Source organism: Spirosoma sp. 48-14 (genome assembly GCF_001898575.1).
Classification (GTDB): Bacteria; Bacteroidota; Bacteroidia; order Cytophagales; family Spirosomataceae; genus Spirosoma.
This window is the reverse complement of record NZ_MKUD01000009.1, coordinates 120,993-147,026: the sequence shown is the minus strand read 5'-3', so window position 1 is coordinate 147,026 and position 26,034 is coordinate 120,993. Positions and strand designations below refer to the sequence as shown.

The 26,034-nt window shown below is 48.6% G+C and carries 26 protein-coding genes; 13 read left to right on the top strand and 13 right to left on the bottom strand.

Annotated elements, in window-relative coordinates; all coding sequences use genetic code 11:
• Window positions 1–10 precede the first annotated feature (10 nt).
• From BGO59_RS07325 to BGO59_RS07315, 3 genes are all read left to right on the top strand, one after another.
• Window positions 11–1,675 carry a NuoM family protein gene (locus tag BGO59_RS07325; protein WP_293682715.1) on the top strand — a complete coding sequence of 555 codons (1,665 nt, stop codon included), beginning with the start codon at window positions 11–13 and terminating at the stop codon, window positions 1,673–1,675.
• A 133-nt stretch (window positions 1,676–1,808) separates the two neighbouring features.
• Window positions 1,809–2,078, top strand: a complete 270-nt coding sequence (locus tag BGO59_RS07320; RefSeq protein WP_365981651.1) for a metalloregulator ArsR/SmtB family transcription factor — start codon at window positions 1,809–1,811, stop codon at window positions 2,076–2,078.
• A 104-nt stretch (window positions 2,079–2,182) separates the two neighbouring features.
• Entirely contained in the window at window positions 2,183–3,289 is a 1,107-nt protein-coding gene (locus BGO59_RS07315) for an alkene reductase (RefSeq protein WP_293682711.1), read from the top strand.
• 58 nt (window positions 3,290–3,347) lie between these two features.
• Here BGO59_RS07315 and gldG read toward each other — a convergent pair whose 3' ends face one another.
• The 3 genes from gldG to BGO59_RS07300 all read right to left on the bottom strand — a co-directional run bounded on the left by gldG (window position 3,348) and on the right by BGO59_RS07300 (window position 8,432).
• On the bottom strand, window positions 3,348–5,015 hold the full coding sequence (gene gldG / locus BGO59_RS07310; protein ID WP_293682709.1) for a gliding motility-associated ABC transporter substrate-binding protein GldG: 1,668 nt from the start codon (window positions 5,013–5,015) through the stop codon (window positions 3,348–3,350).
• A gap of 104 nt (window positions 5,016–5,119) precedes the next feature.
• Entirely contained in the window at window positions 5,120–5,368 is a 249-nt protein-coding gene (locus BGO59_RS07305; RefSeq protein ID WP_080059025.1) for a hypothetical protein, read from the bottom strand.
• Between the two features lie 82 nt (window positions 5,369–5,450).
• On the bottom strand, window positions 5,451–8,432 hold the full coding sequence (locus tag BGO59_RS07300) for a putative LPS assembly protein LptD (protein WP_293683137.1): 2,982 nt from the start codon (window positions 8,430–8,432) through the stop codon (window positions 5,451–5,453).
• Between the two features lie 202 nt (window positions 8,433–8,634).
• Between BGO59_RS07300 and BGO59_RS07295 the strand changes: the two genes are divergently transcribed.
• The 5 genes from BGO59_RS07295 (at window position 8,635) to BGO59_RS07275 (ending at window position 13,848) form a co-directional block, all read left to right on the top strand.
• Window positions 8,635–9,480: an N-acetylmuramoyl-L-alanine amidase gene (locus tag BGO59_RS07295; protein ID WP_293683135.1), complete on the top strand. Its 846-nt coding sequence runs from the start codon at window positions 8,635–8,637 to the stop codon at window positions 9,478–9,480.
• A 166-nt stretch (window positions 9,481–9,646) separates the two neighbouring features.
• A complete protein-coding gene (locus tag BGO59_RS07290; protein ID WP_293682706.1) occupies window positions 9,647–10,630 on the top strand; it encodes an MlaD family protein in 984 nt (327 codons plus the stop codon).
• 70 nt (window positions 10,631–10,700) lie between these two features.
• Window positions 10,701–11,294 carry a Uma2 family endonuclease gene (locus BGO59_RS07285; protein WP_293682704.1) on the top strand — a complete coding sequence of 198 codons (594 nt, stop codon included), beginning with the start codon at window positions 10,701–10,703 and terminating at the stop codon, window positions 11,292–11,294.
• A 229-nt stretch (window positions 11,295–11,523) separates the two neighbouring features.
• Window positions 11,524–13,134 carry an acyl-CoA carboxylase subunit beta gene (locus BGO59_RS07280; protein WP_293682702.1) on the top strand — a complete coding sequence of 537 codons (1,611 nt, stop codon included), beginning with the start codon at window positions 11,524–11,526 and terminating at the stop codon, window positions 13,132–13,134.
• A 135-nt stretch (window positions 13,135–13,269) separates the two neighbouring features.
• Window positions 13,270–13,848 (top strand): dTDP-4-dehydrorhamnose 3,5-epimerase family protein, encoded by a 579-nt coding sequence (locus BGO59_RS07275; protein WP_293682700.1) that lies wholly within the window; start codon window positions 13,270–13,272, stop codon window positions 13,846–13,848.
• On the opposite strand, the gene BGO59_RS07270 is transcribed toward BGO59_RS07275, so the two are convergent.
• The 10 genes from BGO59_RS07270 to BGO59_RS07225 form a co-directional block, all read right to left on the bottom strand.
• Window positions 13,787–14,650: a glycosyltransferase family 2 protein gene (locus BGO59_RS07270; protein ID WP_293682698.1), complete on the bottom strand. Its 864-nt coding sequence runs from the start codon at window positions 14,648–14,650 to the stop codon at window positions 13,787–13,789. The two genes, BGO59_RS07275 and BGO59_RS07270, sit on opposite strands and share 62 nt — an antisense overlap.
• 24 nt (window positions 14,651–14,674) lie before the next feature.
• Complete coding sequence (locus tag BGO59_RS07265) at window positions 14,675–15,574, bottom strand: Gfo/Idh/MocA family oxidoreductase (protein WP_293682696.1); 900 nt, start codon at window positions 15,572–15,574, stop codon at window positions 14,675–14,677.
• Between the two features lie 50 nt (window positions 15,575–15,624).
• Window positions 15,625–16,080, bottom strand: coding sequence for a cytochrome c (locus BGO59_RS07260; protein ID WP_293682694.1), 456 nt, complete (start codon window positions 16,078–16,080; stop codon window positions 15,625–15,627).
• Entirely contained in the window at window positions 16,068–16,661 is a 594-nt protein-coding gene (gene gldD / locus BGO59_RS07255; protein WP_293682692.1) for a gliding motility lipoprotein GldD, read from the bottom strand. The genes BGO59_RS07260 and gldD overlap by 13 nt, the downstream gene beginning before the upstream one ends.
• A 126-nt stretch (window positions 16,662–16,787) precedes the next feature.
• Window positions 16,788–17,078, bottom strand: a complete 291-nt coding sequence (locus BGO59_RS07250) for a hypothetical protein (RefSeq protein ID WP_080059013.1) — start codon at window positions 17,076–17,078, stop codon at window positions 16,788–16,790.
• A gap of 63 nt (window positions 17,079–17,141) precedes the next feature.
• Window positions 17,142–17,921, bottom strand: a complete 780-nt coding sequence (locus tag BGO59_RS07245; RefSeq protein ID WP_080059012.1) for a TIGR00266 family protein — start codon at window positions 17,919–17,921, stop codon at window positions 17,142–17,144.
• A gap of 187 nt (window positions 17,922–18,108) precedes the next feature.
• Window positions 18,109–18,399 (bottom strand): hypothetical protein, encoded by a 291-nt coding sequence (locus BGO59_RS07240; protein ID WP_293682686.1) that lies wholly within the window; start codon window positions 18,397–18,399, stop codon window positions 18,109–18,111.
• Window positions 18,400–18,436: 37 nt separating this feature from the next.
• A complete protein-coding gene (locus BGO59_RS07235; RefSeq protein ID WP_293682684.1) occupies window positions 18,437–18,802 on the bottom strand; it encodes a four helix bundle protein in 366 nt (121 codons plus the stop codon).
• Window positions 18,803–18,890: 88 nt separating this feature from the next.
• A complete protein-coding gene (gene gltX / locus BGO59_RS07230) occupies window positions 18,891–20,417 on the bottom strand; it encodes a glutamate--tRNA ligase (protein WP_293682682.1) in 1,527 nt (508 codons plus the stop codon).
• Window positions 20,418–20,504: 87 nt separating this feature from the next.
• On the bottom strand, window positions 20,505–20,873 hold the full coding sequence (locus BGO59_RS07225) for a RidA family protein (RefSeq protein ID WP_293682680.1): 369 nt from the start codon (window positions 20,871–20,873) through the stop codon (window positions 20,505–20,507).
• 183 nt (window positions 20,874–21,056) lie between these two features.
• Between BGO59_RS07225 and BGO59_RS07220 the strand changes: the two genes are divergently transcribed.
• The 5 genes from BGO59_RS07220 (at window position 21,057) to BGO59_RS07200 (ending at window position 26,024) form a co-directional block, all read left to right on the top strand.
• Complete coding sequence (locus BGO59_RS07220) at window positions 21,057–22,202, top strand: App1 family protein (protein ID WP_293683133.1); 1,146 nt, start codon at window positions 21,057–21,059, stop codon at window positions 22,200–22,202.
• Between the two features lie 102 nt (window positions 22,203–22,304).
• Complete coding sequence (locus BGO59_RS07215; RefSeq protein ID WP_293682678.1) at window positions 22,305–23,147, top strand: hypothetical protein; 843 nt, start codon at window positions 22,305–22,307, stop codon at window positions 23,145–23,147.
• A gap of 145 nt (window positions 23,148–23,292) precedes the next feature.
• Entirely contained in the window at window positions 23,293–23,868 is a 576-nt protein-coding gene (locus BGO59_RS07210) for a sigma-70 family RNA polymerase sigma factor (RefSeq protein ID WP_293682676.1), read from the top strand.
• Entirely contained in the window at window positions 23,849–25,441 is a 1,593-nt protein-coding gene (locus BGO59_RS07205) for a hypothetical protein (RefSeq protein ID WP_293682674.1), read from the top strand. The genes BGO59_RS07210 and BGO59_RS07205 overlap by 20 nt, the downstream gene beginning before the upstream one ends.
• A gap of 49 nt (window positions 25,442–25,490) precedes the next feature.
• Complete coding sequence (locus tag BGO59_RS07200) at window positions 25,491–26,024, top strand: ubiquinol-cytochrome c reductase iron-sulfur subunit (RefSeq protein WP_293682672.1); 534 nt, start codon at window positions 25,491–25,493, stop codon at window positions 26,022–26,024.
• Window positions 26,025–26,034 lie beyond the last annotated feature (10 nt).

Here is a 26,034-nt window from a genome sequence, read left to right as displayed (position 1 = left end):
CTGACAACTTATGATTCTTTCGTTACTTATTTTTCTACCCTTACTTGGTGCTCTGGTTATAGCGTTGCTTCCTGAGAGTCAGGTCATTCAATTTCGCTGGATTGCCTTTGTGATTACACTGGCCGAAGTAATGCTATCAGTGGTAGCTTATCGGGAGTTCAATCAGGCCATCGACGATTACCAACTGGTAGAACAGGTTAACTGGATTACATTGCCGCTTGGTAATCTGGGTATTGTGTCAATCGACTATCTGCTTGGAATCGATGGCATTAGCTTGCCGCTGGTTATTCTATCAGCGGTGGTCATGTTGATCGGCGTTGGGGCATCCTGGACAATGACGCATCGGCTGAGAGCTTACTATTCCTTGTATTTGCTTCTGACAGGCACGGTGATGGGCTGCTTTGTCGCGCTGGATTTCTTCCTCTTTTTCCTGTTTTTTGAGTTCATGCTCCTGCCTATGTATTTCCTGATTGGCCTATGGGGTGGACCACGACGGGAATATGCATCCATCAAATTTTTTCTGTACACCCTGTTTGGGTCGCTCTTGATTTTGCTGGTCATGATTGGGCTGTCTCTGTCGGTCATGGACCCGGTGAGTACCGCCATTACAGCGGGGCTGATTCCTGACCCTTCGGCTGTAACGGATGAGCTTATGCGAAGCATTCAGAGTGCGTTGCAAAGTGGTCAGTTGAATTCTGCCCAGATCGTTCATACGTTTACGATGCGTTATCTGTCAGATAGCAACAACTACTTGCCTAATGCGCTACTGAATCCGGCTTCTCAATTGATTGTCTGGGGCTTTTCGGCAAGGCAACTGGCGTTCTGGGCAATTTTTATTGGGTTTGCCATTAAGCTACCCATTGTTCCTCTACATACCTGGTTGCCTGAGGCACACGTAGAGGCTCCTACACCTGTATCGGTTGTGCTGGCAGGCGTTCTGCTCAAAATTGGCGGATACGGTTTCCTGCGAATCGCATGGGATTTCTTTCCCGATGGAGCGGTCAATTATACGCAGATTTTGGCTGGCCTGGGCGTGTTATCGATTGTATACGGCGGTCTTAACGCGCTGGCGCAGGCCGATCTCAAGAAAATGATTGCCTACTCATCGGTATCCCACATGGGGTTTGTGTTACTGGGGATAGCCTCGCTAACGGCCGAAGGGATTAATGGCGCCATTTATCAGATGGTAAGCCACGGGGTATTATCGGCCATGCTATTCCTGATTGCGGGTGTAGTTTATGATCGGACCCACGACCGCCGAATCGATTCCTATCGTGGCCTGATGAAGCCTATGCCACGCTATACAACCCTGACTGCCATCGCCTTCTTTGCGTCGTTAGGGCTACCTGGATTCTCGGGTTTTGTGGGTGAATTATTCACGCTTATGGGAAGTTTTCAGTCCCGATGGCTGGCAGGCTGGCTTACCGTTGTAGCTACAACGGGCGTTTTGCTGGCGGCTGCTTATTTTCTTTGGACATTACAGCGTATGTTCTTTGGGCCATACTGGTCTCGTCATGAGGCTACAACGGTGCTGACGGATTTAACCGCTCGTGAAAAATTAATGCTGATTCCGCTGGCGGTCCTGGCACTTCTGTTAGGCTTATTCCCCAATCTTATTTTCAACCTGACCAACGCCACCGTGACGCAGTGGCTGCTAAAATTCTCGGTTGAGTAGAAACAGACTAGTTCGCTAAGCAGGTGAACGACCGATCAGTAAGGCTTGAGGGCGACCTTTGGCACGATACCACTGTAAATTTTGTTAACTTTATAGAGACGAATTATTGATTGCATACATTTCACAAATGGCCATGGACTGTAAATTTATTGAGAAGGCGACGGGGGCTATGGCCGACAAATCCCGGTTGTCAATTCTGGTTGAGCTGGCTAAAAAAGAAACGTTGACCAATGCCGAAGTGATGGAATTGGTAGGGCTTTCGCAGCCTTGCGTTTCGCATCACATTAAGCAGTTGATTGACAGTGGCTTAGTTAGCTCGTCGAAAGATGGTCGTAATATACATCTCCGTTTAAACAAAGATGCGATTCAGCAATTGACGATTTTTCTGGATGGATTAGGCTAAAAATTTTAATCAATCCATCCAAACTTTTGAATATATGGATGTGTTAGAGATAGGAGGATTCAATAAAACCCACTCTAATCTTATTACTAAAAAGCAGTCAGACAATGGCACAGAAACTGTTCTCAGAAACTAAACTTGGTACATTAACCCTTCAGAATCACGTCGTCATGGCTCCCATGACCCGCAGCCGAGCGTTGGGAAATATTCCAAATGATATGATCGCCGAATATTATGCACAACGAGCTACGGCAGGCTTGATCATTACCGAAGGAACGGCTCCTTCGCCCAATGGGCTAGGGTACGCCCGAATACCAGGTATTTACAGTGCTGAGCAGGTGGAAGGCTGGAAGAAAGTAACTACGGCAGTTCATGATAAAGGAAGCCGAATTTTTGTCCAGCTGATGCATACAGGGCGGATTTCACATCCGGCTAATATGCCTTCAGGAGCTGAGGTTGTAGCCCCTTCGGCCATTGCTGCGGCTGGTAGTATCTGGACGGATACCGAAGGGCTGGTGCCGAATGCAACCCCGCGTGAAATGACCAGTGAAGATGTTCAGTCGGCCATTCAGGAGTTTGCACAGGCCGCTAAGAATGCTGTAAAAGCGGGCTTTGATGGGGTCGAACTGCATGGTGCCAATGGCTATCTGATCGAACAGTTTCTGAGCGCCCGTAGCAACCAGCGTACCGACGAATATGGAGGATCTGTTGAAAACCGGGCTCGGTTTGTTCTCGATGTGGCGGCCGCAGCGATTGCAGCGATTGGTGCCGACCGAGTAGGGGTACGATTATCGCCTTTCGGAGCTGCCGGTGATCTAATGCCTCATGCTGAGGATACGCACGATCTATATGTTTACCTGGCTCATAAATTGCAGGCGCTGGGTGTCGTGTACATACACCTGGTAGATCACTCATCTCAGGGCGCTCCAGCAGTGCCGCAGGAAACAGTGGATGCTATTCGCGCGGCTTTCAAGGGAACACTGATTCTGTGTGGTAATTATGATACGGAGCGGGCCGAAGATGACCTGGAAAGTGGTAAAGCTGATCTGATCGCTTTCGGGCGTCCATTCATTGCCAATCCTGACCTGGTCGAACGTTTGAAAACGGGAGCTGAGCTCGCTCAATTTGATGCGTCAACGTTTTTTGCTCCCGGCCCTAAAGGCTTTGAGCAAGGCTTCATCGATTATCCAGCGCTTGCAGAAGCACAGGTCTAATCAGAGTCATACATCTTTATACAAAAAGCGCTCTAAAGTGATAGAGCGCTTTTTTTGATTATTGACCATAGCTTCGTCGTCGTATAAACTGCCATACAACGCCTACAAGACTTAAAAGAACTAAAGGCCCCAGCAGGTTAAGGGCCTGCCAGCTAGTTCGGGATGAATCGACTTGGATTTTGTCAAGCGGGCGAAGGGTAACAACCCGGTTGCGGGCGGCAATGACCCCGTTGGGATCAATTAGATAATCAATCGCATTCAGGGCGAAATCCTTGTTGGCAAATGTAGTACGTGTGTATCGGTCGAAGCCAAGTGGATAGGGTGTCTGCCGTTTGTAATCGACATCATTTACGATTAAATCCCCATCCGAGCAAACCAGGACACGCGAGGCTACCCCTTCCGCCTTGAAACCCGCAGCGCGTGGATCGCCGGGTAAAATCCGATTGGCATACAACGACTGGAAATTACCTTCGAGCAGGCAGCCTACAATCTGGGGGCCATCGGTGTAAGTAGCCGGATCGGGTTGCTGACGGGCTTCGTTGTATGAAATTAAAGCAGGGGTTTTGAGCAGCTTCGTATAAGCCGATGTCAGCAATAAAGGGGTTTTTTGAATACCTGCCGAATGAACCGTGTCAACGGTACTAACAAACCGACCGAGTACAGCATCCAGATTGCGAACAATTGGATTGTTGGAGGTGCCGAAGTTGTTGAGCATGGGATAAAACCGCCATGGCACGAGCTGAATATTGGGTTTATCGCCCATATTGCCCACATCAAATGGAACGGGGGCGCAGTACATATCTTTCACGACATCCCGATTCATTCGGATTCCCCACCGGAAGAACAAATCGTCGAGATTGAGGCTAAGGGGCTGTGCATACGTACCTTGATTGCTAACACTATCGACCCGCTGCCCATCGACAAAAAACAGGGCGCGGCCTCCCTTTACCACGAACTGATCGAGTTTGAAAATTTCGTCGTCCGAAAATGCTTTGTCAGGCTTTGTGACCAACAGCAGATCGACATTCTCGACCGGTCCCGGTTTATTCATATCGACAAAAAACAGATCGTAATTTTCCTGTACAGAAGCCAGCAGGTCTGAGAAGCGGGAGGGCGGTACCTGTGTATGCCCAAATACCAGCCCAACTCGTTTTCGATTTTCTTTGGTCTGGCTTAGCTTCCGAATGGCGGATGCCAGCTGAAATTCGACGCCCTCATACGATTGGTTTAGTTGCTCCTGCGGTGAAGCCGTTTTATTTCCTTTCAGGAGCTGAACAGCTACTTCCTGACCTTTATAGGAAACAATGGCACCCGGAAAGATCAGCTTTTCGGTTCGTTTACCACCTTCATTATCAAACAGATTCGTGGGGAGTAGGCCCTTTTGCTGGAGCTTATCAATGAGTTTGTTTCTGGCATCTGGGGCAGTAACGTCATCTGGATTAATGAACCGATACGTAACCGTTTTGGCGGCTTCTGCCTGAAACCCATCCAGTGTTTCCCGAACGGCATTTTCTAGTCGCTTAAATCCCGGTGGTAAATCACCCGTGAGGTATACATCGATATGGACATCATCGGGCAGATTAGCCAGCAGATTTTGCGTGGCTTCCGATAAGGTAAACCGTTTTTCCTGGGTCAGATCAATCCGAAAAAATACAAATGCCGACAGAACATTGACGGCAATGAGGGCAGCAATTAAAAGAAGCGTGCGTAAGCGGGCAGAGTTCATACGGGACTATAACGAAAGAACGCCGTGCCTTGTATACATAGTTTACAGGATGCGGTAATGGTTGAAATGAACTAATCCGGTTTAGTATAATGGACCGAGTATCATCAATTCAATCGTTGTTCGGGAATACGGGTCAGATTAATGGTTTTGGCATCATCCAGAGCGGCCTGGGGCGAGTCAATTTTATCGGGGTCCATGCCCAGTTCTTTCATAATCCGATACTGGCGGGCTTCGATATAGGTTAAGCGCGCTATGAGCTGGCTCATGCGTGTCTCCTGTTCATCCTGCCGGGCAAGCAGATAAGCCGTTTTTTCTTCTAATTCGTTCAGGCGTTGTTTGTCACGGTCGGTCATGTATAACAGTCAGAAAGAGTTACAGATGCAAGATAACAATTTTTGGCTTCCTGTAAACAAAATCAACAGGCCCGCTCAAGACTTAACGGCCATAGAAACCTCCGTTGTCGTAGAAGCTCCGACGGCGGCTTAACTTTAATTCCTGGAGGATGGACGATCGTGCCCGCAGGTCGAATGAGTAGTTGCCCGATCGGAAGTTATTACCCGAATAGGGCGTCCAGTTGAAAGCCATTTCCCAGCAATGCAGATCACGGTTGATACCGATAGTGGTCAGGGTTGGGCTATGGAACTGGAAGTCATACCCTGTCTGGATGGTAATTTTCCATTTCGGTGTCAGGCTCAGATCGCCGGTTAAGGTGAGCGCCTGGACCACCTGCGAAAGCTGCGGGGTTAACTTGGTCAGACCGAAGGTATAACTCACGTTCATCGACCAGGGGATGTTGAAGTCGACGTACAGTTCTGGGTTGTTATTGATCGCTTTAAGAGTTGCTTCCGATGCGTTCGGGCTGGATTTGGGTTTCTCTGCCTGTTTTGGAGCAAAGCGGGCGCTCACGTAGGCTTGTAAGTTTGTAAGCCGTAATAGTCCTTGCCCAGCCTGAAATGAGTATAGGTTCGGAACGCGGGTGTATTGCTGATCAACATACGGTTCCTGTAACGACTGAAGCGAGGGCGAATACGAGAGGGGTGTTAGGGTACTGGTCGTAGTGGCAAAATAATAAGCGGCTGTGCCACCATAAGCTCGATAAGCGTACGGATCGAAAGTCGATGAAAAGTTGAAGCTGATGTTTTTAAAGATCTGCGTGTTGGCACTAACGGCAATAGGCGATAGCTTGTAATCGGGAGCCAGGAGGTTGTAGCTGCCGTTGATACTCAGATTATCGAAAATCGGAATCTTCTTAAAGTCCTGCCCCGACGAATCACTACGTGTACGAACTTTCATTTCCAACTGGTTCACAATACCGAAGTTGATGAAGGCCGACTCGGTACTGGAGGCACTGGTACTTCCACCATCGATACCCCGGAAAACCGAAATAGTTCGTCGGTAAAGCGGCAAATTTGCCAGCGCTCCGCGAGCCTCCAGAACGAAAAACTGCCCATACTTCGGGTTGGTAAAGTCGGGTACATAACTGAACGAAATAGAAGGCGCTACGGTATGCCGTATTGCCTCAACACGTTTGCCACGGACAAAAAATGTTCCGTAGAAGCGCGTGTTCATACTGGCATTGATAGAGAAGTTGTAGGACGGGAAAAAGCCCGGTACAGTATCAATTTTTACATCATTATGAGTGGCATTGTACCCCTGATCCAGTTTTAATTTCTTGCTATAGATATTGCCCTGCAACGAGAAACCGGGTGTCAGGTTGATGTATCGCAATAGCTTTACGTTGGGTAGTGAAATGGGGATACTATACTGAGCCTGTAGCGTTCGATTTCGCCAGATCCGGTCCAGGTTGGGGAGGCTGAAAGCAATCAGGTTAGGGTCGGCCGTAACAATACCTAAGCGAAGATTATTGGCCCTCGTGATACTATCCTGGATGCGCTGTACTGTACTGATCGTGGTTAGATTCGTAACAACGGGGAAGCCCAAACCTGTTGTATCGATCTGCCGACGAATGGTATTGCTTACGCCAATCGATCCACTTACATCCAAACCGACCCGGAAACTTTCGTACCAGCGGCCCGACCCACCCTTCAAGGCGAAGGGAGCGATCTGATTCACACCAAAGTTGAAACTGGACGATGCATCAGTTTTCCCGTTTTCCCGAACGCCCGTTTGCTGGTTTACCTGTCCGAACTGCTGGTTTACACGGATGTTGGCTCCTGCCCGTACGTATTGCCCAAAGCTGCGGCTGTACTGAACCGACGAACCTGCTACGTTGGAGATATACGATTGCGTATTATAGGAGTTAAACTGGTTGTAGCTGTTACTACTAACGTTGACATTGGCGGAAAAACTTCCCCGGCCGCGTGGTACCGGCGAGTGCGACCAGGTAAAGGAGAAGTCGTTGCGTGGGCTTTGGGTGGTATCGACCCGGTCGCCGGAGCGGTTGCGATTGAATTGTAGATTCACACTGCCACTGAATCGATACCGTTTATTGTAGGCCGACGATACGCCCAACCCCCAGCTTCCGCGTGAATAAATCTGTCCTTTGAATTGCAAACCCAGGTTTTCGCTGACAGCCCAGTAATAGCCGCCATCGCGCAGGTAGAACCCACGCCCGTTGGGTTCTTCGCCGTATTGAGGCACAATAAGCCCCGAAACGCCGATCTCTTTTCGTTTTGGAAACGGAAAAAAGCCAAAGGGCAATCCAATGGGCAATGGAATCTGATTGATAACCAGATTGAAAGGCCCAGCCACTACCTGCTTGTTATGAATAACCTTGAGTTTACTGGCGTTGATATGAAAGTGCGGAATCGCCAGGTTACAGGTCGTATAGATCGCTTTACCAATGTAGAGGTTATCTTCAGCATCTTTTTTGACCGTCGTTCCCCGAATATTGCCTTCACCCTGTTGAGTTACTACACCCTGAATTCGGCCTTTTTGGGATTTGAAGTTGTATCGGATTTCTTTGGTGTCGTATTTGCCTTCGCCATCCTGAAAAATAGGCCGTCCAATCGTTTTTTTTGTTGTTGAGTCGTAGCGCCCTCGGGCATACACCTCATTGGTCAGATAGTTAAGACGGATGTAATCAGCTTTCAGAGAAATCTCTCCGTATATGACGCTGGCATCCCCAAATAATTCAACGGTTTGGCCATCGGCAGCATAAATAGTTGAATCTTTGGCTTGGTATTTGACCGTAGTTTTAAAATCATCGGTGCCTTTTGTGGTATCAACTTTGGCGGTGTCGTTTGCCGTAACTCGCAATGAATCAGCGCTATTGCTCGTTGTAGATTGTGGCCGAACGGTATTGGGCGACACAACACCTGGGGTGGTCTTGTTGGGCACCCGCTGAGCAGGTACCGTTGCTGGGGGAATACCACCTTTGGCGGGTAGTTGAGGCAGCGTTTTTTGTTGCCCCAGCGCCGTAAACGCCCAGAGTAGCCAGAACAGACAGACGATCATCTGTATCCATATCGGTCGTTTATGCAGGGGCCGCAAAATAAAGTCTCTGTTTTTCAGGTTTATTAAAAAAATTATATTTGCCACTAGACCGTTAAGTCTATGGTTTACAAAGGTATCCACGAACAGTTATCCTACTATCGCTTTGAAACGTTTTTGGCTGTTAAAAATTATTAAACCCATGAGCCTTCCCGCTCCCGGAATAATGACAACTTTGGTCTTCGCCATCGTACCCTTACTGGCGATGACCAGCCCAGATTCGTTACCCTTCGACCTCACCCAGGAGTCTGTACAACAGGCAGGTTCGCAGGATAAGGAAGCCACGCAGGAGAATGATGCCCCTAATCAGCTTCGAACCATCGTTCTGGATGCTGGTCATGGTGGTAAAGATCCTGGTACCCATGGCCGCTATGCCAAAGAGAAAACAATTAACCTGGATCTGGTTCTCTTACTGGGTCGCAAAATTAAGGAGAAGCACCCAAACGTACGGGTCATTTATACGCGAACTTCGGACCATTTCGTCGAATTGTTGGAGCGCGGAGCTATTGCCAACCGCAACCGGGCCGATTTATTCATCTCGATACACTGCAATGCCAGCCCGTCGAGTAATCGGGTATACGGTACTGAAACGTACACGCTTGGATTACACCGTACCCAAAGCAACCTCGATGTGGCCCGGCGGGAAAATGCGGTTATCTTACAGGAAAAGAACTATCAGCAGACCTACAAAGGCTTTGATCCAAACTCACCGCTGGCTACGATCATGCTGGCCAATTACCAGCATGCCTTTATTGCCAGCAGCATCAATTTTGCCGAAAAGTTGGAGAAAAGCTTTCATTTTAATGCCAATCGAAAGAGTAATGGCGTTAAACAGGCCGGATTTATTGTGCTCTGGAAAACAACCATGCCCAGCGTTCTGATCGAGAGCGGCTACCTGACCAATCATGACGAAGAAGATTACCTGCGTTCGGAAGAAGGGCAGGAAGAGATGGCCGACGCGATTTATAAAGCCTTTGCCCGGTATAAAGAAGAAATTGAAGCGGGTGAGTGACGTCGCTAAAGAGTAGCCTTACGTTCAATCAATTCTCGCAGCAACTTAGTCTGAAGCTTCACTAAATTCGCCCGACTGTGGGACAAACACCCCTAAAAGTTGGTTATACCTCCAACCAGTCTGGTTAGGACTGCCCATAACTGGGTTGTTCACCTTCACGCAACACATGAAAATTTCACAGGAAGTAAAGGTAGGATTGTTGGCCGTTGTGTCGCTGCTGATGTTCTACTATGGATTTCGCTTTTTGAAAGGCTCTGATTTCTTTTCCTCAACGAATAAGTATCAGGTCGTTTATGATAATATCGATGGGCTGGTGCCCTCAAACCCAGTTCGAATCAATGGCTTGTCGGTAGGCCGGGTAAAGAGCATCGAGATTCTGCAGAACCAGGGTAACAAACTGCTGGTAACGCTGGAGCTAAATAAAACAATTCGGGTTACGCAGGGCTCCAAAGCGGTTCTGGACGATGATGGATTGCTGGGGGGGAAGCTGATTAAGCTGAGTATTGACCCGAAAGGGGCTACGCTGGAAGATGGGGGTATGCTGGTAGCTACAAAAGAATCAGGTTTGTCGGCATTGATTCGGGAAAAAACGCTGCCCGTTCTGAACAATGTTGATTCGCTGACTTTTCAGCTTAATCGGGTAGTCGCTCAGTTCGACCAGACGGGGTCTATGCTCAAACAGACTCTCCAAAGTGCGAACGCCGGTGTAAAAACGCTCGACCTTACCATTGCCGAAAACCGGGCTGGTTTAAAAGCTACGCTGGCTAATGTAAGCCATTTGTCGGCCTCGCTTGTGGAAACAGAAAAACAACTCAAGCCCATTCTGGCTAAAGCCGATACCTTTGCCGATTCACTTCAGGGTTTACAATTGAAACAAACGCTGCTGACAGTTAATAAAACGGTTGATAACCTGCAGAAGATTCTGGCCGATGTCAACAACGGACGGGGTTCATTGGGTAAACTCACCTCAGATGAACAGCTCTATCGGAACGTGAACGCTACGGCTGCTAGTCTGGAAAAACTCCTGACCGACCTACGTGAGCATCCTAAACGGTATGTTCAGTTCTCTCTGTTTGGTAAGAAAGAGCAACCGTATACGGCGCCAGTGACCAGCACCAGCGTGACGCCAGCCGATTCGACGAAGAAGTAAACGCGCCAGAAATACGGGTTGATTTTAGGTAGATAAACCTGTATCTTAGGAAGCTAAAACTCGTCAGAATATGGTAGTAGCCGAAAAACGAATAATCAGCCAGGAAGAGTACCTGACCCATGAACGGCAGGCACTTGAGAAAAGCGAGTTTTTCAACGGCGAACGTATCCCCATGGCTGGCGCAACCTTCAATCACAATCGTATTAACGAAAATTTATCGATTAGTATAGGAGCCTTTCTTGAAAAAGCTTCCTGCCAGTCATTTTCGTCGGATATGCGTGTCCACCTCCCGGCAACAGGTCTGTATGCGTATCCTGATATCGTCATTGTATGCGGAGAGCCTGAACTCTTGCCAGATGGATTTGACAACCTGTTGAATCCAGTTGTATTGCTTGAGGTGATGTCGGAAGGAACCGAAGATTATGACCGAGGACGGAAGTTTCTACGTTATCGGAGCATACCCACGTTTCAGGAGTATATTCTTATCGACTCACAACAGGTAGCTGTGGAGGCCTGGCGTAAAAATGACCTTGGGCAATGGACACTGGCCGAACAATCTACCGACCCATCTGGCGAATTCTCCATCCAAACGATTAAGCTGACGATTTCGTTGGCGAACGTATATGCCCGGACAGTAGGGCTGGTTACGGCTAAATCCGTTTAAATGTCTTTCCCCAAAATAGTCTTATCCTACTTCGTAAAGATCGAGATCGCTTACAACGACTACTTCCAACCTGATCAAGTCTGTCTGCTACATTAGTTGGACTGTCATGTTGGCTTTTCATCGTTTCTGCCATAGGCACTTGCGTCGATATGCAATGAGAAGTGCCCAATGCTACGTTATTCGCGAGAGAATCCCGATGTTTGCCCAGCAACAATCCCGATAAACGTTTATGCAAGCCCTCCTTGACGAACTCGCCCAACGCACCGCTCAAACCCAGTTGGGGGGCGGTCTGAAGAAAATAGAAGACCAGCACCAGAAAGGAAAACTAACAGCCCGCGAGCGCATCGTCTACCTGACTGATTCAGACAGACCATTTGTTGAAATCGGGCTATTTACCGGCGATGGGATGTATGCTGAGCATGGCGGATGTCCATCGGGAGGAGTGGTAGTTGGTATAGGGTACGTGTCGGGTCGTCAGTGCGTTATTGTTGCCAACGATGCGACTGTAAAAGCAGGTGCCTGGTTTCCGATTACGGCTAAAAAAAACCTTCGGGCACAGGAAATCGCGATGGAAAACAGGCTTCCGATCATTTACCTGGTCGATAGTGCGGGGGTGTACTTACCCTTACAAAATGAGGTGTTTGCGGATAAGGAACACTTTGGTCGGACTTTCCGGAATAATGCGCACCTGTCGGCTATGGGCATTTTTCAGGTGGCGGCTATCATGGGTAGTTGTGTAGCGGGTGGTGCCTATCTGCCCATCATGTCCGATGAATCCCTGATTGTAGAAGGGACAGGTTCTATTTTTCTGGCGGGACCTTATCTGGTTAAAGCCTCGATAGGGGAAGATGTCGATGCCGAAACCCTCGGTGGGGCTACTACGCAGACGGACATTTCGGGCGTGGTCGATAATAAGTATCCTGATGATAAAAGCTGCCTGGATGCCATTAAGCGAATGTTCAATAAACTGGGGCATCACGAATCAGCTGGGTTTGATCGCGTTGAGCCCGCTGCTCCCGCTAAAAATCCGGAAGAGATTTACCAGATTCTGCCCGTTGACCGGGTTAAGCCCTACGATATGCAGGAAATTGTGGATAGGCTTGTGGATAACTCCGCTTTCGATGCGTATAAACCTGGCTACGGCCAGTCGCTGCTGTGTGGTTATGCGCGTATCGATGGATGGGCAGTTGGTATTGTGGCGAATCAGCGGAAGGTGGTAAAGGCCAAAGGTCGGACAGGCCAGGCGGGCGAGATGCAGATGGGCGGGGTTATCTATGGTGATGCCGCCGATAAAGCCGCCCGGTTCATTATGAACTGCAATCAGAAACGAATCCCACTGGTGTTTCTACAAGATGTGTCGGGATTTATGGTGGGTAGCCGGGCCGAACAGGGGGGAATTATTAAAGACGGGGCCAAAATGGTGAGTGCTATGGCTAATTCGGTCGTCCCGAAGTTTACGGTTGTGGTCGGTAATAGCTATGGAGCGGGTAATTATGCGATGTGTGGTAAAGCCTACGACCCCCGGCTGATGCTGGCCTGGCCTACCGCGCAGATGGCCGTTATGAGTGGCGCTTCGGCAGCCAAAACCTTGCTACAGATTCAGGTAGCGGCTCAGAAAGCCAAGGGGCAACCCATGACCCCTGAGGAAGAACAGGCCCAACTGACCAAAATTACGGATCAGTACAACGCTCAACTCTCGCCCTACTATGCAGCCGCCCGGCTTTGGGTCGATGCCGTTATTGATCCATTACAAACCCGTCAACTTCTTTCGGAAGGCATCGCAGCCGCCAATCATGCCCCAATCACAAAATCGTTCTCGGTGGGCGTGATTCAGACCTAAAGGCAGAAGCAAGGACAAGGTTTTGATAATCTCGGAAAATTTTTGAATAACAGTAACTATGAGCTATTTAATCCTATAGCAGTTGTATGTTTATGGCGAATATCCTCATAGTCAACGTATATCCACTACTTAAAAATGATAGCTGAACCAACGTCGTGTGTTTCTCAATTGATTGCAGGTACTCATCTTCGCAATGTTGAATTAAGACAACTTCGGGAAATACATGACCACAGGGGGGCTTTTACAGAAACGTTTGCTGATCATTGGGGCCTGGCCATTTCGCCAACGCAGTGGAGTATGATTCGCTCGGAAGCGAATGTACTCCGGGGACTGCATATTCACCAGCGACATGATGAATACTTCTGTCTGATTCAGGGGCATTGTATGGTGGGCTTATACGATGTCCGATCCGAGTCGCCAACGTATCGGAAGTACGGTCTTTATGAATTATTCGGAGTAGATCTGAGGGCGCTTGTTTTTCCGGCTGGTATCCTGCATGGCTGGTATTTTCATACCGCTTCCATTCATCTGCAGGCGGTATCGGAATCCTATAACAAGTATGCACACGACGATAACCTCGGTTGCCGCTGGGATGACCCAGCCCTGGCTATTCCCTGGGGTATTTCTACTCCAATTTTATCGGATCGGGCCGTCAACTTTCCTCATTTGGCCGCTTTGCTGGATCAGTTAGCCACCAGCGAAGTTTGTTCCTAAACCATGGTATTAGCTCGGAAAACCGCTTTCCCCGAAACAGAAACCAGCTTTCCTTAAACTGGTTACGCTCATAGATTAAATTGACGAAGGCCTGATTCATAGCCGACTGAAGCTGTTCGGGGTTCTGTAGAATAGTATCCCAGCGAGCTAATTCTTCATAGCGTTGAGCTGTTGGCCAGCCTGGATGGTTATTTCGTTTAAAATACAACAACGTTGGCTGCCAGACTGTTGCTACCCGGCAGTTGGGGTGAGCCAACAACTGATCCCACATGTATAAGTCAGTAGCTTGATTGGGAGGGGTTGTTCGCCAGCCATAGGGGAGCTGTCGGTAAAAGTCGAGCCGATGGGCTGTTGCCGAAAGAATACCTCTAGCCCTCTGGCGTGGAGAACTGGGCAGGTAGGGTAGAAAGAGCTGCTGACTCCGTCTTACGAAGTAAAAATTTGTGCTTGCCAACGTGGCTTCCTGTAGAGCGTTACACAACGAATCCAGGTGATTAGGGAGCCACAAATCGCGGTCACAAATGTAGGCGACGAAGAATCCCTGCGCCTGTTGAAGCGCCTGATGCCGATACACTTCACCACGGCGCTCATGCTTTGGGTGATCAAAAAAACGAATGCGATGGTCCTGAGCTATCAGGTCTTGAATCACGGAGCGGGTTGGCTCATCGACACCGTCACCAATGATAAATAACTCAAATGCCTGTAGGGTCTGCTGTTGGATACTACGAATGCAGAAAGGCAGAAGTAATCCCCGGTCGGCAGTCGTTGGCAAAATGATCGTAGCCTGAATAGCTGGACTCATAACGGTCATCGAAGGGATAAGTAATCAGGCTAACTGCTCAATCGCATCAATCAAACGCACAATGTCAATGCCTTCTGCTAAAGGACTAAGTGGGGGCGGTCCTCCACGAAGGTACTCAATAAATGCAGCCAACTCTAATTCGAGTGGAGGAGTGGAGTCAAAAAAGAGCTGTTCATGCTGACGTTCGGCAACGGATGTACGATCGTTACCATACCAGATGTCAATCGCGTTTGTTTGTTCATTGGCCAGTACGGCCACTCCTTCCGTACCTTGGAGCCGCACTTCCCGACGTTTATCAGCGTACCGGGTCGATACATCAATAATACAGCCTGGATCGTTGCCAAGGATGGCCGTTAAACTACGTATGTACTTCCCATGCCGTTCTGCGGCTACCGCTCTAGGAGCAGGTATATATCCCAGAATCTGCTGAATGATAGTTAAGTCGTGAGGGGCTAGCGTCCACAGGCTATCTGTATCAAGGCGCGGGCTAGTCCAGTTGGTGCGGCTTGTTCTCACCGTTAAAAGGCGCCCAAGATTACCAGCGCGTTGAAGATCACCTAGTAGCCGAATACCGGGATGATAACGCCAGATGTGCATCAAAAAAGTAGGAGGTAATCCTAAATTAGCAATAGCCAGGGCATCGGCGTAGGAGGTAGTTAACGGTTTTTCAACGAATATGGGTTTGTCGAAAAATCGTATCTGCTCAAGTACAGCCCGATGGGTTGTGGCTGGCGTTGCCACGATGATCCCCCTCGCCTGCTTCAATGAATCGAGGTGCGGTGTGGCATCAATGGCCCCTAACTGTAGCGCCTGATCACAGTGTTCGGGATTTATATCGTAGACAACTACCCGTACTGCTAATTTCAGCAATGTCGATAAAATCTGGCGGCCCCAAAGTCCACAGCCGATTAAACCAATATCCATTGCCAGGAGAAAAATGTCTAAGGTCGTTGAGCGCGTGTAGCAACAGATAGCTACTTCTGCGCGCGGGTAGCTTTTACTTCATCAGCCGTGATGGCATCGGCTTTATTGCCGAAACTGCTTCGGATGTAGGTCAGTACATCGGCGATTTGGGCGTCGGTCAGAAAATCGTGGGCAGGCATGGCATTGTCGTACGCATCACCTTCCACTTCCTGGCCCTGTAATCCTTTCAGTACCACATTGATGAGTCGGGTTTTATCGCCCAAAACCCAATCGGTACCACGCAGGGGCGGATTCAGGTTGGGAACTCCTGAGCCGTTTGCCTGATGACAGGTCAGACAGTTTTGTTCATAAACAACCTGGCCGGGCGATTTGGTAACGGTAGCCGACGGTTTGCCACTGGGTTTTACCGAGGCTTTTTTCGTAGGGTTTTGAGCAAATGTGAACGAGGGAACAATGGCCAAAACAGCGATCAGACTGACTAACGCAACTCTGTTTATTTTCTCCATTTCAGGGTGTTGAGTAGATGGATAATGTCTTTCCGGATGTATTGAATAACAGGTTGTAACGAGTCGTTCTCGGTGGCCGTATTGAAGTATAAAGCCCCTCGTAGGAAGTGTGTCGTGGAATCGGTCGTCACAAACTGTACCTGACTCGGCACATCGCCCGTCAAGTCAATTACACTGGCTTCCAGGCCCGATTTCAATCGCATTTTTTTCTGCTCGATAGCGTATGCTTTTATATTGTGACGGGCTGCCAGTTTATACGAGTCTTCGAGCATGGCCCTCAGCCGATTCACATCGTTGTGAATCGGTTTGTAGGTCAGCTGGATGCTGGCGTGAAACATCGGGTAATGGATAAAAATCCAGTGTGGTTCGGATCGAGCGAAAGTATCGGGTAGTAGCCGGGCCACTTTATTGTACTCAAACTGATACGGGTGAACAGGATCGATCAGCTTATACTGCTGTGGTGGCAAATCCAGCCGAGGAAACCCCTTGGGTTTGGGTACATAATTATCTGACGAGCTACCACCACAGGCAGCCAGCACAAGGCCAGTAAGGAGAACGATACAGTGCTTTATCACATTCATAGTATTGTCTTGCTAACGAAGCTATTTCAGCAACGGCTGTCCGGCTTTGTCAGGATGACAAATTTAGTAACGCAAAAGCCCGGCAGTTTGGTGCTGGGCTTTTACAAGAGACTATTTATAGCCTAATCAGACATTTACGTTCTCTACTTCTTCCTGCCGGACAGGCTGGCCCATCAGTGTGGCAAACCGATTGATATTGAATGTTGGTTCGAACCAAACTTCACCCATAACGGGGTGTTTTACAGGCACATCAGGATTTTTAATTTCGTTCAGCAGAACCCCCGTTTCGCCTGTTGTATGACGCTTTACCTGACGAATGGTGTACATTTTGTCACGTTTTGGGGTTTGTATACCAAACTCCGCATAAAATGCCAGCACAGGAGCCGGAAAATTGTCATTTGTGCAGATAACTTCCATGTATTGTCTGTTTTTCAGATACCTATGCAAAGGTAACAACGAATCGCCAAAACAGATTCCCAATTAATCTTCGAACAGGTTACCCAACTGGCCTAATACAGAACCACCTTCTTTATGGGCCTGAGCGCTATTAGGCGACAACCGCTGAACGAGTTTCGAGATTGGCATCGACTGTATCCAGACTTTACCCGTACCACGAAGTGTAGCCAGGAACAGACCTTCACCACCAAATACCATACTGCGCAGACCACCAGCCCGCTGAATATCGAAATTGATGCTCGGCTCAAAACCGACCACGCAACCCGTATCGACCCGGAGTGTCTCGTTGTTCAGCGTGCGCTCTACCACAACACCGCCAGCATGAATAAATGCCATACCATCACCCTGTACTTTTTCCAGGATAAAGCCTTCGCCACCGAAGAAACCGGAGCCCAGCCGTTGATTAAACTGAATACTTAGTTTGGTGCCTAGGGCTGCGCATAAAAACGCATCTTTTTGAACAATAAGGGTATTGCCATATACATTGGCCAGGTTAACTGGCATCACGGTGCCCGGATACGGTGCGGAAAAAGCTACTTTACGCTTGCCCACGCCCCGGTTGGTAAAATGGGTCATGAACAACGACTCGCCCATAATCATGCGCGAACCGGCCTGAAGCAACTTACCCAAAAAGCCCTGATCGGGTTGTGAACCGTCGCCCATTTTGGTTTCGAAGGTGATGCCATCTTCCATGAACAACATAGAACCAGCTTCGGCGATGACGGTTTCGTTCGGATCTAGTTCGATTTCTACAATCTGAATGTCTTCTCCAATGATTTTGTAGTCGATTTCGTGCGAGTACATGCTAAGAGTCGTTAGTGGTTAGTAAATGTAACGCGGGTGGAAACCCGCGCTGTAATACGCCAATCGCGGGTTTCCACCCGCGTTACATTTATTACCGAAAACTACAGAAACCATCGCATTTGGCTGCTAATTTTTCTGACAAACGGGCAAAAAAAAGCCCGACCGGGCAATTTCGCTGGTCGGGCTTTTAGCGGGAATTAATGTCATCGGGTAAATCATTGTCCGTTTCGTCAAACAGCTTATCGTCATCATCCTGATCGTTCGGCTCGTCGGGCTCAGGCTCACCTTTCAGATTAAGGTCGGTTCGATGACGAAGTTTTTTATCGTCGACGGTTTTGTTTAGGAACTGGTTGATGCGGTCAATGTCAAAACTCGTGGTGATTTCACCGAACGAGTTGATCTTGATATCGAAACCTTCGAGTTCTTTATGGACTCGTGGCTTATCGTTTTCGTCGGGATTGGTTTTCTTCTTTGCCATGACTAAATGACGTATGATATATGACGTATGATGTATTTTATGGCTTGCAATTTTTCTTTTTTGTCAAAATAACACTCTTGATAATTTTAAGAAGTGCTTCGGCATCAGTATGGATCGACGTAAATTGTTTTTCATCAAGGTAATTTGTGGCATTTAACAATTCGAGCCAGTAACATGTTTCATCACACTCTTTCTGCGCCATACCAAACTTATGAATAAAGTCGGCGTCAGACTCTGCATTATAGCCTTCACGAATGTTAGCGCCAACAGATGTACCACTTCGCAAAAGCTGACGGCTGAGTACGGTTTCTCTTTTATTTTTCCGGAGATACTTTTCCAGATTGATGATACGAATGGCAAAGGCAAAACTTTTGTCTTTAGTGATATTCGCTTTCTGTACCATTTAGAACGGTGAGTTTATGATATGCGATGTAAGGTATATAATGTATGCTTGGATTAGTAAACATATATTATATACCTTACATCATATATCATAAAATACTCAGGGCGTTTTCCAGTCGCTTAATCGTTTCGTCTTTACCAATAATTTCCAGCGTTAACATCAGATCCGGGCCAGCCCCTAAACCCGTCAGAGCCAGGCGCATAGCCTGCATGATTTTCCCCTGTTTGATACCTGCCTGCTGCATTGTATCGCTCAGCGTGTGCTTGATCGCATCAGCGACAAAATCACCGTCAAAGGTTTGCAGAGCATCCCGGAAAACGGTGACAGCCCGAATGGCATCTTCATTCCATTTGGCGGCTACAATGGCTTCGTCGTAGGTAGTGGGGGCGTTGAAAATAGTGCTCGCTTCCGTAAAAATTTCGTGCGCGAAATTGACACGTCCTTTCAAAAGCGAAACAATCTTTTCGGCTTTCTCCAGCGAACAAGCAAACCCAGCAGCTTCAGCCTGTTGCTGAACAGTGGGAGCCAATTCGGAATCGGGGCGCTGGCGGATGTATTGGTGGTTGAACCACTGCGCCTTCTGAATATCGAACCGGGCTCCGGCTTTGTGCACCTGAGCAATATCGAAGGTGGCAATCAGTTCGTCCATTGTAAACAACTCCTGTTCCGTACCCGGATTCCACCCTAACAGAGCCAGGAAGTTAACAAGGGCTTCGGGTAGGTAACCATCCTCCCTGAAACCACGTGCCACCTGGCCTGTTGTTGGATCAGTCCATTGGAGGGGGAAGATTGGGAAGCCACCCAGGTCGGCATCGCGTTTGCTGAGCTTACCATTGCCTTCGGGTTTCAAGAGTAGCGGCAGGTGGGCAAACTGGGGCATGGTCGATTCCCAGCCCAGATACCGATACAGCAATACATGCAATGGTGCCGAAGGAAGCCACTCTTCACCCCGAATTACGTGGGTAATGCCCATCAGATGGTCATCGACGATGTTGGCAAGGTGATAGGTAGGTAACCCATCCGATTTTAAAAGTACTTTATCGTCAATGGCCGAGGAATGAACGGTCACCCAGCCTCGAATCAGGTCGTTTAGTCGAACTTCTTCTTTACGCGGGGTTTTCAGCCGGATCACAAACGGATCGCCCGCTTCGATGCGCGCTTTCACGTCATCGGCCTTCATCGTAAGCGAATTACGCATCTGCATGCGCGTGATGGCGTTGTATTGCGCGGCTGGTGCGTTGGCCTGTTCCAGCCGTTTGCGCATGGCATCTAGCTCTTCGGCTGTATCGAAAGCATAATACGCTTTGCCTTCGTCGATTAACCGCTGGGCTTCTTTCTGATAAATTTCTTTCCGCTCCGACTGACGATAAGGTGCATCGGGTCCACCGACACCCTGACCTTCATCGATCTCGATACCGATCCAGCGTAGCGATTCAAGGATATATTCTTCTGCTCCGGGTACAAACCGATTCTGATCGGTATCTTCAATCCGTAGGAGCATTTTGCCGCCCATTTTTCGGGCAAACAGGTAATTATAAAGCGCAGTACGCACCCCGCCAATATGAAGCGGCCCCGTAGGGCTAGGTGCAAAACGAACGCGAACAGGACTTGACATAATTTTGAAGGAGTGAAAGAGTGAAAGAGTGACAGAGCGAATAAGCTGCGGGAGAGTTTTCGCTCTGTCACTCTTTCACTCTTTCGCTCATTGAATAGCTATTACTGAAATTTCGACATTAACATCTTTGGGCAAACGGGCCACTTCGACGGTTTCGCGGGCAGGTGGTTCGGAGGTAAAATACCGGCCATATACCTCGTTGATAGCTGCAAAGTTGTTCATGTCTTTCACAAAGATGCTGCTTTTCACGATGTTGGTATAATCCAGGCCAGCAGCTTTCAGGATCGCACCGATGTTTTCCATTACCTTTTGGGTCTCAGTCTGAATGTCGCCCTGGCCGGCTACATCAAGGGCAATCTGACCCGAAACGAACAGCATTCCATTAACCAGTACGGCCTGGCTGTAAGGCCCAATCGGGGCTGGTGCCTGATCGCTATAAACAATTTGTTTGCTCATGGTTTTTAGTAGTCAATAATGAGTAGCCTTATGGCAGAGGCCGATCGTCGCCTGCCGTGAGGTTAACGCCAGCAAAGTTATCACTAAACCCTGGATAGGCTTATGTTTGGCCTAAAGTTTGGCATTTGCCATTTGCCAGCTTTACTCGTCAAACCCAAAGAATCAAACATTAAATCGATCAATATGGCCAGTTGGAAAGATTTTCTGGTAAATACCGTTGCGGATGTAGACGCCCAGTTTGATCGGCTCAAAAATCGGCTGTCGGGACGGCTCGATAGCAACAAGCCATACCGGATTATGTATTATCGGGGATTTGGGAGCCCGACGGCTGTTTGGCTGAAAGGCCGGGTATTGCGCCAAAACGACCTGAGTACGCCCAGCGATCACGATACCTTCTGGCAGAATCTGCTGGCTACCTACCAGCGATTTGGGAGTGAGGCCGTTGCCAACGTAACCGTTCGGATCGAAGCCTTTGGACAGGTGCATCAGACCCTGACCAACGACGAAGGGTATTTTGATCTGACGATCAATCCGCCGAACGATTTACCACCTGGCCGGGCCTGGTTTCCGGTCCGATATGCGCTGGACGGAGTTTTGCAGCCTGATACACCGGAAACGGCAGCAAATGAGCCCGTAATAAAGGATGGGTATCTAATGATTTCGCCAACTTACAGTCAGTTTGGAGTTATATCCGATATTGACGATACCGTTCTGGTCACCGATGCGACCAACCTTTTACAAACTGCCCGGCTGACATTTTTGGGAAATGCCTACACGCGGTTACCCTTTGCCGGGATAGCTGCGTTTTACCGGGCCTTACAAAGTGGGCCTGTCACCACCTTGTTCAATCCCATCTATTTTGTATCGAGCAGTCCCTGGAATCTGTACGATCTGCTGGTCGACTTCTTTCGAATTCAGGGTATTCCCAAAGGGCCGCTGCTACTTCGCGATTTTGATCTGTCGGCCAAACTGTTAGCGTCCGAAGGACATCACACGCATAAACTGGCCATGATTCGGAAGGTACTGGATGTAAATCCTCAATTACCGTTTGTACTGATTGGCGATAGTGGTCAGCAGGATCCTGAAATCTACACGCGAGTCGTACGCGAAAATCCGGGTCGTATACTTGCCATCTATATTCGCGATGTGTCGGAAGATCAGCGGGACGAAGCCGTTCGCGAGCTGATCCAAACAACCCAGGCCTACCACGTTCCCATGTTACTGGTATCCGATACGGTAGCCGCTGCCGAACATGCGGCTTCACTCGGATTGATTGATTCAGATACCATTCCTGAGATACGCGCCGACCGCCGGGCCGATAAAGAATAACTTTTTTTTATCGGCTACGCAACCCAGTGTTATACGACTCCGTATTGCCCATTGAACCGGTTCAACTGTTCTTTTTTCAACCTAAAAAACACAGTTGATAGAATGAAACCTTCTGTTTACATAAATCGATCAGTTTTACTGACAGCTTTGTGCGTAGCAACCTTGTTGGGCTGCAAAGAAGATAACCCAATCGTTAGCTCGGATGTAGGGCTGGGAACCACCACGCTGGGTCAGGTGCTGACCGGAAAGGATGGCAAAACACTGTACTTCTTTTCACGGGATGTAGCGGGTGATGCCAATTGTTCAGGATCTTGCCTGGATAACTGGCCAATTTTCTATAAGGAAACGCCTTCGTTAGCCACTGGCCTGAAGGCGTCGGATTTTGGCACGATTACACGGGCCGATGGCAACAAGCAGACGACGTTCAAAGGCTGGCCATTGTATTATTACAAAAATGACGCAAAAGCGGGCGATGTAACGGGCGAAAATGTGGGCAATTTATGGTTAGTCGCCAAACCAAATTATACCGTATTACTCGGTTCACGGCAATTAGTTGGACTGGATGGAAAAAACTATACATTTGATACCAAAGAGGGTACAGGGAATTCCTTGTTTCTGACCGATAGCCTGGGTCGTACGCTGTATGCGTTTGCAAATGACAAAAAGAATGTGAATAAGTATACCAAGACTGATTTGAGCAACGATGCCACCTGGCCTATTTTCCAGACCTCATCGAAACTTGGTGAAATTCCATCAGCGCTCAATAAAGCTGACTTTACAACCATTACGGCCGTTGGCAAAACTCAACTGACTTACAAAGGCTGGCCACTGTATTATTTCGGTGCCGATGCCGGACAGCGAGGTAGTACGAAAGGAGTTAGTGTACCAAAACCAGGTATCTGGCCAGTGGTCAATACCACATCGGTCGAAGCCCCAGCCCAGTAGGAATAATGTAAAATGAATAATGGACAATGAATTATGAATGGATAATGCGCTCCTGATCATCGATTTAGTTGCCGGTCGTTATCTTTTACATTGCCCATTATTCATTGTTGATTTACGTGCAATACCCATTTAGATAAAGCTTATTTTGTCCAACGCTTCAAACATACCTGCGCTAACTGATCTGCTGGCCGGTTGCCTACGCAACCAACGGCAAAGTCAGGAATTGCTGTACCGGCAGTTTTACGGGTATGCTATGAGTGTATGCATGCGCTATGCACCTACACGCGAGGAGGCCCTGGAAGTGTTGAACGATGGGTTTTTGAAAGTATTTACGCGATTGGATCAGTACGATCCTGCACAGCCGTTTAAAGGCTGGCTCCGACGCATTATGATCAATGCGGCTGTCGATCTGTACCGTCGGGAAGCCCGCCATCAGCATGAAGGCGTCGAAAAGATTGAATTAACGGCCATCGCCGAATCGGCCGATGCCTTCAGTCAGTTAGCGCATGAAGATTTACTGGCCCTGATTCAGCGCCTGTCGCCTGCCTATAGGCTAGTATTTAACTTATACGTTATGGATGGATTTACGCACGAAGAAATAGCTGGTCAACTGGGTATTTCGGTCGGTGCGTCGAAATCGAACCTCGCTCGGGCGCGCGAAAATCTGCGTCAGCTATTGAAACAACTAAACTACGACGAGTATGCCAGAGCTAACCGATGACCAATTGGACGGGCTCTTCAGAAAGTCGGCTGAAGAGTTCGATCCCCCGTTCGATCCGGCAGCCTGGCAGGACATGAAAACCCGCCTGGATACCAACGAACATACTACGCCTGCTGGAGGAGCCTTATTCTGGAAAAATATGCTTCGGTGGGGGCTGCCTGTTGTGCTGCTGTTGCTGCTGACGGGAGGGGGATGGCTTGTCTATCAAAAAACAACAGCTAAAGGAACTACTGCCATCGATCCGGCCCGACTAGCCGAAACAAAACCTCGCCAATCGGCGGAGCGCCCCTTCGTTCGCGAGTCAGACTTGCCGGGAAGTCGTACTGCTGAGCCTAAGGAAGACGAGGTTCAGAAATCGGCTAATCGGAACGAATCGATACATGAAGTCACGAATTCAGTCAACCGACTTAACAAATTGACAGAGCGGCCAACGTCCGCACACAAACCAACCTTAGAATTGACGCGAAGCCCTGTAACGAACCGGGCAACAACTACGTATGAGTCAGTAACAGATGGTCGGTTACTTCGCCCGAAGCGCAGCAATCGACCATTATCGGAGCCTGCTTTGTTAGCTGCAACCAATGGTGAAATGAAAACCGCCCGCCCGGAACTGATCACTAGAAAAGGCAGGAATACACGTGTGCGTAAGGTCCGTAATGGCGTTCCAGATACGGAAGCCGTCGCATTAGTTGGGGCGGATTATTCGACAACACCCACGACATCGTTTTTGAACACGAAACGGCAAGATACGCGTCGACGGGAGGTCGTTCAGCCAGATGGGTATGCCGTTGGAGGAGGTATAACACCCGGTGAAGAGTTGGAGTCGCCTTCATCAGAAGCGTTTACAGTCTATAAACTAGCGGTTCGCCCGCCAAAATGGCCAGTCGTGACGTTTACGAATCAGCCTGTCGTTGCGCATCCTGATACGACGGCCCAACGTGTGGTATCAAAGACAGGTGTACCATTTCAGCGAGGGTTGAGTGTTCGGTTTGGTGTGTCGCCCGATTTAAGCTCGGTTGGGCTGGATAATTTTTCCCGACCTGGTACCAATATAGGTGCATTTCTGGAGTATAGGTTGGCATCGCGCTGGAGTATTCAGGCAGGGCTGATTCAGAGCACAAAAATTTATCAGGCTTACCCTGACGAATACGTTGCTCCGACGGGCGCCTGGGGAGGGTATGTAAAGCCTAACGATATCGACGGGCGTTGCAATATGTTCGATATTCCGATCAACGTGCGGTACGATTTTTCAGTAAAGCCTAAAAAAGCCGATAACCGACTGGTCAATCGCTGGTTTGTGAGCACAGGCGCAACCAGCTATATTATCAAACAGGAAGCGTATCATTACAATTATCCGGCGCATACTTACAACCAGCGAACAGATTCTACAGCCAGCACAGGTGGATACGGATTTAGTAATCTGAATTTCTCGGTAGGCTATGAACGGGCACTAAGCCGTCGGTTGTCCTGGCAGATTGAACCCTTTATCAAGATGCCATTGCGGGGTGTTGGCCTTTTCAAGGTTAATTTATTGAGCACGGGTGCCTTTTTCTCGCTTCGTTTGAAACTATGACAAAATCTCTACGGATAGCCTACAGGAGGCTGTTATTTGATGTAACTACATGAAACCGACTAATCAGATGAAGAGTAACTCAGCAACCGAAACAATGAAGCGTGGAGAATTTTTGCGTAGCCTGGGCTTGAGCACGGGTGCCCTGATGGCTTTCTACTGCATGGGGACAGGGCTCACAGCTTGTTCGAAAAGTGATAGTAGCGATCCTACACCTACGCCAACACCAACGCCAGTGGCTGGTGTAACAGGCAATGCCGATACGTCGAAAGGTGCTATCAGCTTTACCATTGATCTAACCAATTCCAACTATAGTAAACTGAAGACGTCGGGTCAGTATGCCATCATTGGTAGCCTGATCGTGGCTAAATCAAAAAGTGGCTCATTTATAGCGCTTTCCAAAACTTGCACGCACGAAGGTACAGAAGTGAAGTATCGGGCTGCGCAGGACGATATTTATTGCGACAATCATGGGTCGGAATACAGTCTGACAGGAGCAGTTGATGTTGGCCCAGCTACCAAGCCGCTCACACAGTACAAAACGTCCCTTAGTGCCGACGGAAACACGCTGACCGTAACTGCCTAACCACTAAATC